This window comes from Pseudomonas viciae (genome assembly GCF_004786035.1).
GTDB classification, from domain to species: Bacteria; Pseudomonadota; Gammaproteobacteria; order Pseudomonadales; family Pseudomonadaceae; genus Aquipseudomonas; species Aquipseudomonas viciae.
Window position 1 is genome coordinate 1,521,186 of the sequence record NZ_CP035088.1, and the last position, 13,742, is coordinate 1,534,927.

Consider the following 13,742-nt stretch of genomic DNA (forward strand, 5'->3'; position numbering starts at 1 on the left):
CGCCGCCTCATATTTTGTTCAGCTGATCCTTACGCATTGCTTACGCATCCTGATTGAGGTGTTTACTGCCATGGTCCGTCGTACCAAAGAGGAAGCCCTGGAGACTCGCAGCCAGATACTCGAAGCCGCTGAAAAGGCGTTTTTCGAGCGAGGCGTGGCACGCACGACGCTCGCCGATATCGCAACACTGGCCGGTGTGACGCGCGGCGCCATCTACTGGCACTTCAGCAACAAGGCGGACCTGCTCCAGGCCATGCTCGATACCTTGCAAGAGCCACTCGATGAACTGGCGCGTGCCAGTGAGCGCGAAGAGGAGCTTGATCCGTTGGGCTGCATTCGCAAGCTGTTGGTGCAGTTGTTCCAGCAGGTGGCCCTGGACCCGAAAACCCGCCGCATTAATGAAATTCTGTTCCATAAGTGCGAATTCACCGATGAAATGTGCGATTTGCGCCAGCAACGGCGTGAGGTCAGTCTCGACTGCAATGTGCGCATCGTGCTGTCGTTGAGCAATGCGATGAAGCGCGGTCAACTGCCGGATGACCTGGACCCCGAAAGGGCGGCGATTGCCATCCACGCCTACATCGACGGCATTCTCTACCAATGGCTGCTGGCCCCCGACAGCTTCTCGCTGGCCGGTGAGGCTGAGCGCTGGGTAGACATCGGGCTGGATATGCTGCGCCTGAGCCCCAGCCTACGCAAATGAACAAAATGCGTAATTGCATCGGTTTGTGTCAATAGCTGATTGGCGACGGTGCCGCCGTGTCTTGATTGCGTCCAGGTCTTTTGTAGATGCACTGCGGGCACGTTGATCGCTCACGAGTCGCTATCGTGCAGGGGCGTTATGGCGTGTTCATGTACAGGCGCCAGATAGGTGCCTGTACTTGTCGTGTCGGCTGTTACCGACCGCCTGGATTATTCGACGATGAGGCGCACCGAATAGTTGAAGGGGGGTTCGAGCATTTTTCGGAAGATTTCTGACCGGCAGGTGTATTCACCATTGCCGGTATACGCGACTCTGCTTTTCCAATTTGGCCTATAACTGGATTCCAGGGCGCCGAAACCGATGGGCGCCTCAAAGTGGGTTTGCATTTGACAGCCGAAGTTGAAATTGCTCATTTGATAGGAGAGAACTAATTCAATCGGCTTGATCTTTCTCAGTGTCGGCTGCCAGCCAGCGGCGGGGTAGGTGAATCTCCGGTCATGGACGAAATAAAGTTCTTGTTTCGTTTTGGCGGTCACTTCATAAGCGCTCAAGGAAAAATCCGGGGGCATGGGGATTTCACTTGAAATGTTTGTCAATTCCAAAACGTTGGAAGTGTTGTTTGTGATCTCCACGGTAATGCGTGTGTTGGCCAGGCTGCTGGCAACTGCTACGGGCCCCAGCAACAGGCCGAGAACCAAGTTTTTCATAATGTTCATTGCGATGTGTCTCTCATGAATGCGAGGCTCGCTAAAGCCTGCATGAAACAATTGGGCGTGTTCGAAGTTGCTCGGTTTAGTGTTGCTTCTACAAAGTTTGAAGTGGCTTGTTTAAAGTGAGTCGTTTTTGAGTCCGTTTGCTGGAAGGGGTGTTGTTCGGGATTATTATTAGCGTTATTGGGTGTGGTTATCCATGGCGAGTAAATGTTGTGTTGTTATTTGATATTTCGATTGCCGAAGGAGCGGGTTGGATTTGAAGTGTGTAGATGCAAAAAAGCCCCGGCTCTTTCGAGTCGGGGCTTTTTTAAAAAGCTGATTTTTCGAATTACATCACGGGGTAGTCGATATAACCCACCGGGCCTTTTCCATAAAACGTTTCGGGGTGCGCCTCATTCAAGGGTGCATCGGCTTTCAAGCGTGCTGGCAGGTCCGGGTTGGCAATGAACGGCACACCAAAGGCGACGGCATCGGCCTTGCCCTCGGCGAGCCAGGCATTGGCGCTGTCCTTGGTGAAGCGTTCATTGGCAATGTACGGGCCGCCGAAAGCTTGCTTGAGTTGCGGGCCGATGCTGTCTTCGCCTTCCTTCTCGCGCGAGCAGATGAAAGCGATGCCACGCTTGCCCAGCTCGCGGGCCACGTAGCTGAAGGTTTCGAGGCGGTTCTCGTCGCCCATGTCATGGGAGTCGGCGCGTGGTGCCAAGTGCATGCCAACCCGGCCGGCGCCCCAGACTTCGATGACGGCGTCGGTCACTTCCAGCATCAGGCGGGCACGGTTTTCCAGGGAACCACCGTATTGGTCGGTGCGCTGGTTGGTGCTGCTTTGCAGGAACTGGTCGAGCAGATAGCCATTGGCGCCGTGGATTTCCACACCGTCGAAACCGGCGGCCTTGGCGTTTTCGGCACCTACGCGATAAGCGTCGATGATATCGGCGATTTCAGCGGTTTCCAGCGCGCGTGGCGTCGGGTAGTCGGCCAGCGGACGCACCAGGCTCACGTGGCCTTTGGGCTGGATGGCGCTTGGCGCCACCGGGGTTTCGCCGTTCAGGTACGACGGGTGTGAGATCCGGCCCACGTGCCACAGTTGCAGGAAGATTTTGCCGCCGGCGCCGTGGATCGCCTTGGTCACGTTGCTCCAGCCGCGTACCTGGTCGTTGGACCAGATGCCGGGGGTGTCCGGGTAGCCCACGCCCATTGGCGTGACGGAGGTTGCTTCGCTGAGGATCAGGCCGGCGGACGCACGTTGCACGTAGTACTCGGCCATCAAGGCGTTGGGTACGCGACCGGCGTCGGCGCGGCAGCGGGTGAGCGGGGCCATGATGATGCGGTTCTTCAGCTCGATGTCGCCGAGTTTGATCGGATCGAAAATAGTCGTCATGAATTACAACCTCGTAAGAGTCAGGGAGTGGTTAGAAGTCAGTGAGTTGCCGGTGCCAGGTCGGCATTGCCGCCCTGGCGGAAAGTGATCAGGGTGACCAGTAGCGCCAGCACGGCCAGCGCACCGGCGGCCAGGGGCACGGTGGTCAGGCCCAGGCCGTGATCGATGACGCTGCCGCCGACCCAGGCGCCCAGGGCGTTGCCGATGTTGAAAGCGCCGATGTTCAGGGTGGACACCAGGTTTGGCGCGGCTTTGCCGAAGGTCACCACGTTGACTTGCAGGGCCGGCACGGCGGCAAAGCAGGCGGTGGCCCAAAGGAACAGGGTGATTTCGGTGGGGATCAGCGCCACGCTGGTCCAGCTCAGCACGGTTGAGACCACGGCCATGGTGATGAAGACGCCCATCAGCGTGTTCGCCAGGCTCTTGTCTGCCAGCTTGCCGCCAATGATGTTGCCCAGGGTCAGGCCCAGGCCGATCAGCACCAGGGTCCAGGTCACGCCACGGGGCGACACGCCGGTGACTTCGCCCAGCAACGGGGCAACGTAGGTGAACAGAGTGAACACCGAGGCGGAGAACAGCGCGGTCATGCTCAGGGACAGCCACAGGCCCGCGCCCTTGAGCGCTACCAGTTCCGAACGCATGTCGAGTTTTTCTTCATCGCGCTTGGCTGGCAGGAAACGGATCAAGCCGATCAGCGCAATCACGCCAATGACGGTGACGGCCCAGAAGGTCGAGCGCCAGCCGGCTTCCTGGCCCAGTGCAGTGCCCAGCGGTACGCCGAGCACGTTGGCCAGGGTCAGGCCGGTGAACATCAGGGCCACGGCCGAGGCGCGCTTGTTGGGCGCAACCAGGCCGGCGGCCACCACCGAACCGATGCCGAAGAACGCACCGTGGCAGAGGGCGGTGACGACCCGGGCGAACATCAGCACGTTGTAGTCGCTGGCGATGGCGCAGAGCAGGTTGCCGACGATGAAAATCCCCATCAGCGCCACCAGGGCGGCCTTGCGCGGCAGCCGCGCGGTGGCCAGGGCCATGAACGGCGCACCAATGGCCACACCCAGGGCATAACCGGTCACCAACCAGCCGGCGCCGGGGATCGAGACACCCAGGTCAGCCGCCACATCGGGCAGCAGGCCCATGATGACGAACTCGGTGGTGCCGATGGCAAAGGCGCTCAGGGCCAGGATGAGGAGTGAGAGGGGCATGGTGGGGTCCTTGTCAGATCAGAGCTCTTGGCTCATTTGCTTGAGGAACTGCTGGATCACTTCCTCGTTGCGTTTGAAGAAGTGCCATTGACCGACCTTCTGGCTGCTGATCAGCCCCGCCCGTTGCAACACCGCCAGGTGGGCAGAAACCGTGGACTGCGACAGGCCGCAGCGCTGGTCGATCTGCCCGGCGCAAATGCCGAATTCGTGGTTGTGCAACTGTTCGGGGAACTGGACCTTGGGGTCTTTGAGCCAGTTGAGGATGTCTCGCCGTACTGGGTGCGCCAGGGCTTTTATTATTTCGTCGAGGTCGAGGGTCATGGGGGCAAGCTCGGGGTGAGTAAAACGCTATATCGCGATGGGGCGAACCTTAAATCGTTATTTCGCGATATACCAATATGGATTTGATCTGAGGATCGAATAAATCGCTATATCGGGTTATAACGATATTGGCGTGACGATGCTAAGCTGCTCGCCATGAACTACCTCGCGCACCTGCACCTCGGCGGCCCCGGCCGGGAACAATTGCTCGGCAGTCTCTACGGCGATTTCGTCAAAGGGCCGCTGCAAGGGCAGTACGATGCCCGGATCGAAGCGGCGATTGCCTTGCATCGGCGCATCGACATGTACACCGACCGCCATCCCTTGGTGGACGTTGCCCTGTCGCGTTTTTCCACGGTACGCCGGCGCTATGCCGGGATCGTCCTCGACGTATTTTTCGACCACTGCCTGGCCCGGGACTGGATGCTGTACGGCGAGGGGCCGCTGATGGATTTCACCTCTCGGGTGTACCAGGTACTCAATACCGAACCGCAACTGCCGGGGCGCCTGGCGCAGATCGCGCCTTATATGGCAGCGGATGACTGGTTGGGTTCTTACCGGGAGTTCGAGGTGCTTGGGCAGGTGTTGCGCGGCATTTCCCGACGCCTGTCCCGGCCGGAGGAATTGGCCGGGGCGATGCAAGAGTTGATCAGGCTCTACGAGCCGTTGAGCGAGGATTTCCGGCTGTTCTACCCACAGTTGCAGGATTTTGCGCTGAGCCAGATTGCACCACAAAACTAAATGTGGGAGCGGGCTTGCTCGCGAAAGCGGCGGTTCAGTCAACATCTCTGCTGAATGTTAAACCGCCTTCGCGAGCAAGCGCGCTCCCACAAGGGATTTGATTTCCACAGGTTCTCGGTTCAGGCTGCGATCGCAGGCCGCATCGGCGCTTGCTGTTTCTCCGGGATCACGCCGAACAACGCCTTGTGCACCGCCTGCTGCGCCTGGAAGGCCAGGGCCGCGCGTTCCTGGCCGTGGCAGGCAATCGGTTGCAGCAGGTGAATGTGCACGTCGCCCCGATCATTGGTGAACAAGCGCATCAGGTGCGACAGCAAGTCGTCATCCCCAATGAACGGTGCCAGCGAGTCAGGTTCGCCATTGCGCAGGTAACGGATCGCCACCGGTTGCAACGCTACGTCGGCATCGATGGCCGCGGATAACAAGCGACCATGGAAAGTACGCAAGGAACGGCCATCGGTGGTGGTCCCCTCAGGGAACATCAACAGCGGATGAGCCTGTTCCAGGTGGCGGCTCATCTGTTTGCGAATCAACTGGCTGTCACCCGAGCCGCGACGGATAAACAGGCTGCCGGCCTTGGCGGCCAGCCATCCGGCCACCGGCCAGGTACGCACTTCGGCCTTGGACAGGAACGACAGCGGCGTGAGCATGCCCAGCAGCGGGATGTCGGTCCAGGACACATGGTTGCTGACCCACAGCATCGGCCGTTGCGGCAACTGGCCGTGGACCGTCACGCAAAAGGGCAGGGCATGGCTCAACCGCGCCATGAAGAACCGCGACCAACGCTGTCGACGCACCATGGAGTTGGCAATCCCCAGGCGTTCGAACAACCCGAACAGGCAAGCCATGCTCAGGCCCAACGCCACCACCAGCAGCACTCGCGCGATACGCGCGTACACCCGCAACCGACTCATCAGACCGCTGCCTTGAAGTGACGGGCATAGCGCGGGCAGAGTTCGTCGCGCTTGAGCAGGATGAACACGTCGGCCACCTGGAAATCCTCGTCCCAGCATGGCTCGCCGCAAATCTTCGCGCCCAGGCGCATGTAGGCCTTGAGCAGCGGAGGCATTTCGGCGATGACGTTGGACGGCACGTCCAGGGTCGGCAGCGGTTTTTTCGGTACGGCTTGCAGGTGTTCGGTGCACAGGTAGCGTTCGCGCAGGCGCTGCATGATCGCCTGGGCCTGGATACCGCCGTCCTGCATCGGAATGCTCGCGCAGCCCATCAGGTAGCTGTAGCCGCCTTCGTTCAGGACTTCAGCCAGTTCACCCCAGAGCACCGCGATGGTGCCGCCGTTGCGGTAGGCCGGGTCGACGCAGGTGCGACCGATTTCCAGGATCGGGCCCTTGAGATGGACCAGGCCATGAAGGCTGAATTCTTCTTCGCTGTAGAAGCGGCCCAGGCTGCTGGCGGCCTGGTGGTCGAGCAGGCGAGTGGTCGCCACGAGACGGCCAGTATTCAGGTCGCGTACGCCGATGTGGGCGCAGTGAACATCATAGTCATCCATGTCCAGACCCACTTCCGCGCCTTTGAGCTTGGCGTTGAATTCGCCGCTGAAGACGTTGAAGCGCAGGGCCTGGGCTTCTTGCAGAGCTTTGGCGCCAATCAGGCGTTCGGCTTGCAGGCGGCGTTCATTGCCGGTGTCGCTGATGCGGGCGATCTGAGTCATAGCGAATCTCCGTGCGGGCTGTGCACCCGTCTTGGGGTGAGCCAATCGACTTTCTTTATGCAGCCATGTTGTGCAAAGTCAGGCTATGTAGCCCCGGTGTCATCGCCATGAAGCTTTGGTGATGCTTATATGACAGTCCTCAAGGAGCGCCCCATGCCCTGGCAAACCCTGATCGAACGCGGCGAACGCCTGCCCGCCCATCCGGATCTGGCCGAGGGTTATGCGACCTTGCTACAACGCCTGGGGCCGGTCACGCCGTTCGAACTGGCGGTGGCCGGGGCGCGGTTGATGGCGACGCCGGGGCTGGCTTTCCTGGTGGGGTATCAGGCGGCGCTGCGGGTGCTTTGGCCGAGCGCACCCCAGAGCCTCGGTGCCTTGTGTGCCACCGAACAGCGCAGCCTGCGCCCGGCGGACCTGCAGACCCGCCTCAGTGATTTGCGCCTGAGCGGGCGCAAGGATTTTGTCACCGCGGGTGATGCCGCTGAATGGTTGCTGGTCGCCGCCCGCAGCGAAGCACCCGGTGAAGCGCCGCGCCTGAACCTGGCGGTGGTCTATCCCGGCGAGCCTGGCGTCACCCTGGAAAAACTCCCGGCCATCGCCTTGATGCCGGACATCAGCCATGGCCGCGTACGGCTTGACGGGGCGCTGTGCGAGTTGTTGGCCGGCGACGGTTGGGATGCCTACGTCAAACCGTTCCGCACCTTGGAAGACCTTTATGTGCTCAGTGCCATGACCGCCTGGTTGTATGGCGTGGGACAGGAGTGCGACTGGCCGCAGCCTTTGCAGTTGCGCCTGCTGGCGTTGCTGGCAGGTTGCGCGGAGGTGAGCCGTCACAACCCGTCCAGTGCTGTCGGGCATGTGCTGCTGGCTGGGGTGTTCGCCCAGTTTGAAGGGCTCGCTGGCGAGCTGAATGAGGCACTGGCCGCCGGGCCTGACGCGTGGCGCGAGATGTGGGCGCGGGATAAAGCGGTGATGGAGATGGCGGCGGGGGCGCGGGCCAAGCGGTTGGCCAAGGCGTTGGAATCTTCATTGGCTTGACGGGCCTCATCGCGGGCAAGCCTTGCTCCCACAGGTTCAGGGTTAAATGACAGTCTGTCGTAGACCTGTGGGAGCAAGGCTTGCCCGCGATGGCGTTGGTACTGTCGACACAAACATCCAAACTGTCATCAAGCCTGCTTAAACTCAGCAGGTTCAACCCTCCGAGCCCCAAGCATGTCCAAAGGCTGGTTCCTGATCCCGTTCCTGCTGCTCACCCTGGGCGTCCACGCTGAAGACTGGCCCGGCGAGCAGTGGCCAACCGGCCCGCGTCCCTCCGGGCCGGCCATCGAAGCCCTGGAACAATACGCCTTCCCGCCTCGGGACGAGGTCAGCCGCGAAGGCATCCGCACCGATGCGCTGCTGGTGATCCAGAACGGTCGGCTGGTCTATGAACGCTATGCCGGACCGACCACCGCCGACACCTCGCACCTGACCTGGTCCATCAGCAAAAGCCTGATGGCGACGGTGTTTGGCGTGGCCTACGGGGAAAAGCTGTTTGGCCTGCAGGAGCCGGCGGCCAAATATTACCCGGCGCTGAGCAAGCACCCGGACATGACCCTCGCCGATCTTTTTCACTGGGCCTCGGGCCTGGATTGGCAGGAGGACTACGAATACGCGCCGCTCAACTCCTCGGTGGTGGCGATGCTGTACACCCGGGGACGCCGCGACATGGCGGCCTTCACCGCGCAGCACGAAAGTTTCAGCCCGCCGGGGCAGGCGTTCCGTTATTCCAGCGGCGACAGCAACCTGTTGGCGGCCGCGCTGAAAAACATCGTCGGCCCGGCGCGCTACCCCGATTACCCCTGGACGGCCCTGTTCGAACCCTTGGGCATTCGCCACGCTGTCTGGGAAACCGATGCCAGCGGCACGTTCGTCGGCTCGTCCTATGCCTACCTCACGGCGCGGGACCTGGCGCGTGTCGGGTTGTTGATGCAACGGGACGGTCGCTGGGGCGAACGGCAGTTGATCCCCAAGGATTGGATCGCGTTCAATCGCGAGCCCTTCGCCCGCTTCCAGGCCGGCCAGGACGAAGCCGTCCCTGGCGGACATTGGTGGCTCAACCGCGCCGCCGACCCGACGATCCGTCCGTGGCCCGATGCGCCATCGGATACCTTCGCCGCGTTGGGCCATTGGGGCCAGGTGTTGTACATCATCCCCAGCGCCAACCTGGTGATCGTGCGCTACGGCGATGACCGCGATGGCCGTTATCGCCACAACGAGCTGCTCAAGCGAGCCATGGCGGCGTTCGCCGGGGCGGTACAGCCATGAGACGCAAACTGTTGCTCACTCTGGCGTTGGCGCTTCTCATCGCTCTACTGGGCTGGATCTGGCTTGAACGCGTGGCGCTGCGGTCCTTTCCCGACATCATCAGCGCTTACACCGCCAAGGAATATTGTTCGTGTCGCTACGTGATGGAGCAACCGGCTGATTATTGCCGTGGCTATGTGAAGCAGTCGGTGCCCATCAGCGACTTTCTCGATACCCCCGAAGCGAAGCGCGTCACCGTCAGCGGGTTGGGGCGTAGCAGCAGCGCGCGGTGGATGGGGGCGCGGCAGGGGTGTCGGTTGGAGTAAGGCCTGACACCGGTTCTACTGTGGGAGCAAGGCTTGCCCGCGATGGCGATTTCAAAAACGTCATCGCGGGCAAGCCTTGCTCCCACAGATGAACGCCTTCACCACAGGTTCCCTGTATTCCTGGGCAGTTGTTGCAACAGACAGTTTGCAAGCGCCCTCGGCCCGGTTAAGGTTCGCCACAGGTTTATCTGCCCCCCGAGTGTGTATGTTCAAGCGGTCTTTTTCTCACGCTGTCGCGACCTTGCTGCTGGCCTGCGCCGCGCTGCCGGCCCAGGCCAATTGGTACCTGGACGGCGAATCGTCGCGGCTGTCGTTCATCAGCAGCAAAAACGGCAATGTCTCCGAGGTCCAGCGGTTCCTGGTGCTTCATGGTCAAGTCCAGCCTAACGGATTGGCCCGCCTGGAGGTGGAGCTGGACTCCATCAACAGCGGCATTCCCCTGCGGGACGAGCGCATGCGGGCCGAGTTGTTCGAGATCAAGCAATTTGCCGAAGCCAGCATCACCGGGCAGATCGACTTGGCGCCGATCCAGGATCTGGCCAACGGCGCGCAGTTGGAACTGCGCCTGCCACTGACGGTGAACCTGCATGGCAAGCAGCATGAGTACCAGGCCGAACTGTTGGCGACACGCTTGGATGAACGACGTTTCCAAGTGGTGACCCTGGAGCCGGTGGTGCTCAACGCGGCGGATTTCGACTTGGCGCCGGGCCTGGAAAAACTGCGAAACCTGGCCGGGCTATCGGCCATCAGCCTATCGGTGCCGGTGAATGCGGTGCTGATTTTTACGGCGCGCTGACATGAGCGGCCCAGTATTTCCCTGGCGTGAAGGCAATCGCTTCGAGCTGTTGATTGACGGCCCGCAGTTTTTCCCGCGCATGCTGGTGGAAATCGCCCGGGCCCGGGAACAGGTCGAACTGGAACTGTACCTGGTGGAGGCGGGGGCTTGCGCCGAGGCGATGGTCCAGGCCCTGGTCCAGGCCGCCGAGCGCGGCGTGCGGGTGCGCTGCCTGTTCGATGACTACGGCAGCCTGGCGTTTACCCTTGGCCTGCGCAACCGCCTGACCGAGGCCGGTGTAGAGCTGCGCTTCTACAATCGCCTGAGCTGGCGCCGTTGGGTGCGCAATCTCTACCGTGATCACCGCAAGCTGTTATTGGTGGATCAGCGTCTGGCGGTGGTCGGCGGCACCGGCGTGACCGATGAATTCTGGAACCCTCTCGATGACCACTGTGAGTGGCACGAAGTGATGGTGGAAATCGTCGGCCCGCTGGTGCTCGACTGGCAGTTGCTGTTTGACCGCCAATGGCTCGCCAACCGCCATCGCCGTGCCTGGAAACCCGCCTCCAACTTTGGTTTGCCACGCTTGCCCCGCGTTCCACTGGTAGGTGAGGGCATGGGCCGGGTGGCGTATGCCGACGCCCGTCAGCATCGCGACATTCTGCAATCGTTGTCCCGGGCGCTTAACAGCGGTCAGAAACGGATCTGGATGGCGACACCGTATTTCCTGCCGACCTGGAACGTGCGTCGCTCCTTGCGCAAAGCCGCCGCACGGGGCATCGACGTGCGCCTGCTGCTCACTGGCCCGCGCACCGATCATCCGTCCGTGCGCTACGCCGGGCATCGTTACTACCCGCGATTGCTCAAGGCCGGGGTGCAAATATTCGAATACCAGCCGTGTTTCCTGCACCTGAAAATGGTGCTGGTGGACGATTGGGTCAGCATCGGCTCGTGCAATTTCGATCACTGGAACCTGCGCTTCAATCTGGAAGCCAACCTCGAAGCCCTCGACCCCGGGCTCAGCAGTGCCGTGGCAGCGAGTTTCGAACGTGACTTTGCCCAGAGCCTGCAAGTCAGCCTCGACGCCTGGCAACGTCGGCCGCTATGGAAGCGGGTCAAGCAGCGATTGTGGGGGTGGGTGGATCGGTTGGTGGTGAATTTGCTGGGGCGACGGGGTTAGGGTTCACCGAAAACCAATGTGGGAGCGGGCTTGCTCGCGAACGCGGTGTGTCAGCCGACTCAATTGCTGACTGATACACCGCGTTCGCGAGCAAGCCCGCTCCCACAGGGAGTTTGTGTTGCCTGAGGATCAGAGCAACTCAAAACTCTGCTGCTTCACCTCCTGGGAATCCAGGCCGATCTGCACGTTGAACTTACCTGGCTCAGCCGCGTATTTGAGCTGGGCGTTGAAGAACTTCAGGTCATCTTCGGTGATGGTGAAGTGGACGACTTTTTTCTCACCGGCCTTGAGCATCACCTTGCGGAAGTTTTTCAGTTCCTTCACCGGGCGGATGATCGAGCCGGTCACGTCCTGGATGTACAACTGCACCACGGTTTCGCCGTCACGCTTGCCGGTGTTTTCCACCGTTACGCTGGCGTCGAGCTTGCCGGTCTTGTTCAGCGTGGTCGACGATAGGGCCATGTCCGAGAGGCTGAACTGGGTATAGCTCAGGCCGTAGCCGAACGGGTAGAGCGGGCCCGTGGTGTCATCGAAATATTGCGAGGTGTAGTTGCCCGGCTTGCCCGGCGTGAATGGCCGGCCGATGCTCAGGTGGTTGTAGTAGGTAGGAATCTGCCCGACCGAGCGTGGGAAGGAAATCGGCAGTTTGCCCGACGGGTTGTAGTCGCCGAACAGCACGTCAGCGATGGCGTTGCCGCCTTCGGTGCCGCTGAACCAGGTTTCCAGGATCGCGTCAGCCTGTTGCTGCTCTTGCAGCAGCGACAGTGGGCGGCCATTCATCAACACCAGCACCAGCGGCTTGCCGGTAGCCTTCAGGGCCTTGATCAGTTCGCGCTGGCTGGCGGGAATATCCAGTTCGGTGCGGCTCGACGATTCGTGGGACATGCCCCGGGACTCACCCACGGCGGCCACCACTACATCGGCTTCCTTGGCGGCTTTGACGGCTTCGTCGATCAGCACCTGGGCCGGACGCGGGTCGTCCACCACTTCCGGCGCATCGAAGTTGAGGAAGTTCAGGTAGTCGAGCACCTTCTTGTCGCTGGTGATGTTGGCGCCACGGGCGTAGATCAGCTTCGACTCGGCGCCCAGGGCGCGGGTCATGCCGTCGAACAGGGTGACCGATTGCGCAGGACGCCCGGCGGCGGCCCAACTGCCCATCATGTCGATCGGTGCCTTGGCCAGCGGGCCGACCAGGGCGATCTTCGCCGTCTTCTTCAGGGGCAGGGTCTGGTTGCGGTTTTCCAGCAGGACCAGGCTGCGGCGCGCCACGTCACGGGCATCGGCGCGGTGCATACGGCTTTCGGCATAGGTGTCGACCGGGTCATCCTCGGCCTTGCCAATGCGCAGGTACGGATCCTTGAACAGGCCCATGTCGTATTTGGCCGCGAGCACTTCCCGTACCGCGTTATCGATGTCGCTCTGCTCGATCTCACCGGCCTTGAGCAGCCCTGGTAGTTCTTTGCCATAGAGCGAGTCGTTCATGCTCATGTCGATGCCGGCCTTGATCGCCAGCTTCGCCGCTTCGCGACCGTCCTTGGCGACGCCGTGCTTGATCAGCTCGAAGATGGCGCCATGGTCACTGACCGCCAGCCCCTTGAAGCCCCATTCCTTGCGCAGCAGGTCGTGCATCAGCCAGGTGTTGGCGGTGGCGGGCACGCCGTTGATCGAGTTCAGCGCGACCATCACCCCGCCGGCTCCGGCGTCGATGGCGGCGCGATAGGGCGGCAGGTAGTCCTGGTACATTTTCACCGGGCTCATGTCCACGGTGTTGTAGTCCCGACCACCTTCTACCGCGCCGTACAGGGCGAAGTGCTTGACGCTGGCCATGATGCTATCGGCTGCGTTGGCGCCGGTGCCCTGGAACGCCTTGACCATTACGCCGGCGATGCGCGACACCAGGTAGGTGTCCTCGCCAAAGCCTTCGGAGGTCCGGCCCCAGCGTGGGTCGCGGGAAATGTCGACCATCGGCGCGAAGGTAATGTCCAGGCTGTCGGCCGCGGCTTCCTGGGCTGCAACTCGCCCGGAGCGGTAGATAGCGTCCATGTCCCAGCTCGAGGCCAAGGCCAGGGGGATCGGGAAAATCGTGCGGTGGCCGTGGATCACGTCATAGGCGAAGAACATCGGGATCTTCAACCGACTGCGCATGGCCGCGTCCTGCATCGGACGGTTTTCATCGCGAGTGATGGAGTTGAACGTGCCACCGATGTTGCCGGCGGCGATTTCCTTGCGGATCATCTCCCGAGGCATTTCCGGGCCGATGCTGATCAGGCGCAATTGGCCGATCTTCTCTTCGAGGGTCATTTGCTTCATCAGGTTACTGATGAACGCGTCCTTGTTCTCTATGGGGGCTGGCAGGTTGTCGGCTAATACGGATTGACTGGCCAGACTGACAAACAGGCCCAGCAAACACAGCTTCTTCATGAATAGTTTTCTCGCAAGCCTAAAGGG

At 61.3% G+C, this 13,742-nt stretch carries 14 protein-coding genes; 7 read left to right on the forward strand and 7 right to left on the reverse strand.

Annotated features, from left to right (window positions below; translation table 11 throughout):
* Positions 1–70: 70 nt before the first annotated feature.
* A complete protein-coding gene (locus EPZ47_RS06970) occupies positions 71–703 on the forward strand; it encodes a TetR family transcriptional regulator (RefSeq protein ID WP_135844117.1) in 633 nt (210 codons plus the stop codon).
* A 209-nt stretch (positions 704–912) separates the two neighbouring features.
* Here the strand turns inward: EPZ47_RS06970 and EPZ47_RS06975 are convergent, their stop codons facing one another.
* The 4 genes from EPZ47_RS06975 to EPZ47_RS06990 form a co-directional block, all read right to left on the reverse strand.
* Positions 913–1,419 carry a hypothetical protein gene (locus tag EPZ47_RS06975; protein WP_135844118.1) on the reverse strand — a complete coding sequence of 169 codons (507 nt, stop codon included), beginning with the start codon at positions 1,417–1,419 and terminating at the stop codon, positions 913–915.
* A 325-nt stretch (positions 1,420–1,744) separates the two neighbouring features.
* Complete coding sequence (locus EPZ47_RS06980) at positions 1,745–2,794, reverse strand: alkene reductase (protein WP_135844119.1); 1,050 nt, start codon at positions 2,792–2,794, stop codon at positions 1,745–1,747.
* A gap of 38 nt (positions 2,795–2,832) precedes the next feature.
* Positions 2,833–3,999 carry an MFS transporter gene (locus tag EPZ47_RS06985; protein ID WP_135844120.1) on the reverse strand — a complete coding sequence of 389 codons (1,167 nt, stop codon included), beginning with the start codon at positions 3,997–3,999 and terminating at the stop codon, positions 2,833–2,835.
* An 18-nt stretch (positions 4,000–4,017) separates the two neighbouring features.
* Positions 4,018–4,320, reverse strand: a complete 303-nt coding sequence (locus EPZ47_RS06990) for an ArsR/SmtB family transcription factor (protein ID WP_135844121.1) — start codon at positions 4,318–4,320, stop codon at positions 4,018–4,020.
* A gap of 156 nt (positions 4,321–4,476) precedes the next feature.
* On the opposite strand from EPZ47_RS06990, the gene EPZ47_RS06995 reads away from it, so the two are divergent.
* Positions 4,477–5,061 carry an acyl carrier protein phosphodiesterase gene (locus tag EPZ47_RS06995; protein ID WP_135844122.1) on the forward strand — a complete coding sequence of 195 codons (585 nt, stop codon included), beginning with the start codon at positions 4,477–4,479 and terminating at the stop codon, positions 5,059–5,061.
* Positions 5,062–5,180: 119 nt separating this feature from the next.
* On the opposite strand, the gene EPZ47_RS07000 is transcribed toward EPZ47_RS06995, so the two are convergent.
* Together EPZ47_RS07000 and olsB are read right to left on the reverse strand one after the other, a co-directional pair.
* Complete coding sequence (locus EPZ47_RS07000) at positions 5,181–5,972, reverse strand: lysophospholipid acyltransferase family protein (RefSeq protein WP_135844123.1); 792 nt, start codon at positions 5,970–5,972, stop codon at positions 5,181–5,183.
* Positions 5,972–6,727 (reverse strand): L-ornithine N(alpha)-acyltransferase, encoded by a 756-nt coding sequence (gene olsB / locus EPZ47_RS07005; protein WP_135844124.1) that lies wholly within the window; start codon positions 6,725–6,727, stop codon positions 5,972–5,974. The genes EPZ47_RS07000 and olsB overlap by 1 nt, the downstream gene beginning before the upstream one ends.
* Positions 6,728–6,880: 153 nt before the next feature.
* Between olsB and EPZ47_RS07010 the strand changes: the two genes are divergently transcribed.
* The 5 genes from EPZ47_RS07010 (at position 6,881) to EPZ47_RS07030 (ending at position 11,294) form a co-directional block, all read left to right on the forward strand.
* Entirely contained in the window at positions 6,881–7,765 is an 885-nt protein-coding gene (locus EPZ47_RS07010) for an acyl-CoA dehydrogenase middle domain-containing protein (protein WP_135844125.1), read from the forward strand.
* A gap of 174 nt (positions 7,766–7,939) precedes the next feature.
* A complete protein-coding gene (locus tag EPZ47_RS07015; RefSeq protein WP_135844126.1) occupies positions 7,940–9,034 on the forward strand; it encodes a serine hydrolase domain-containing protein in 1,095 nt (364 codons plus the stop codon).
* Complete coding sequence (locus tag EPZ47_RS07020; RefSeq protein ID WP_135844127.1) at positions 9,031–9,339, forward strand: amidase; 309 nt, start codon at positions 9,031–9,033, stop codon at positions 9,337–9,339. Before EPZ47_RS07015 ends, EPZ47_RS07020 begins: the two co-directional genes overlap by 4 nt.
* A gap of 205 nt (positions 9,340–9,544) precedes the next feature.
* Positions 9,545–10,135, forward strand: coding sequence for a YceI family protein (locus EPZ47_RS07025; RefSeq protein ID WP_135844128.1), 591 nt, complete (start codon positions 9,545–9,547; stop codon positions 10,133–10,135).
* 1 nt (position 10,136) lies between these two features.
* A complete protein-coding gene (locus tag EPZ47_RS07030) occupies positions 10,137–11,294 on the forward strand; it encodes a phospholipase D-like domain-containing protein (RefSeq protein ID WP_135844129.1) in 1,158 nt (385 codons plus the stop codon).
* Between the two features lie 129 nt (positions 11,295–11,423).
* Here the strand turns inward: EPZ47_RS07030 and bglX are convergent, their stop codons facing one another.
* Positions 11,424–13,715 carry a beta-glucosidase BglX gene (bglX, locus tag EPZ47_RS07040; RefSeq protein ID WP_135844130.1) on the reverse strand — a complete coding sequence of 764 codons (2,292 nt, stop codon included), beginning with the start codon at positions 13,713–13,715 and terminating at the stop codon, positions 11,424–11,426.
* Between the last annotated feature and the right edge of the window lie 27 nt (positions 13,716–13,742).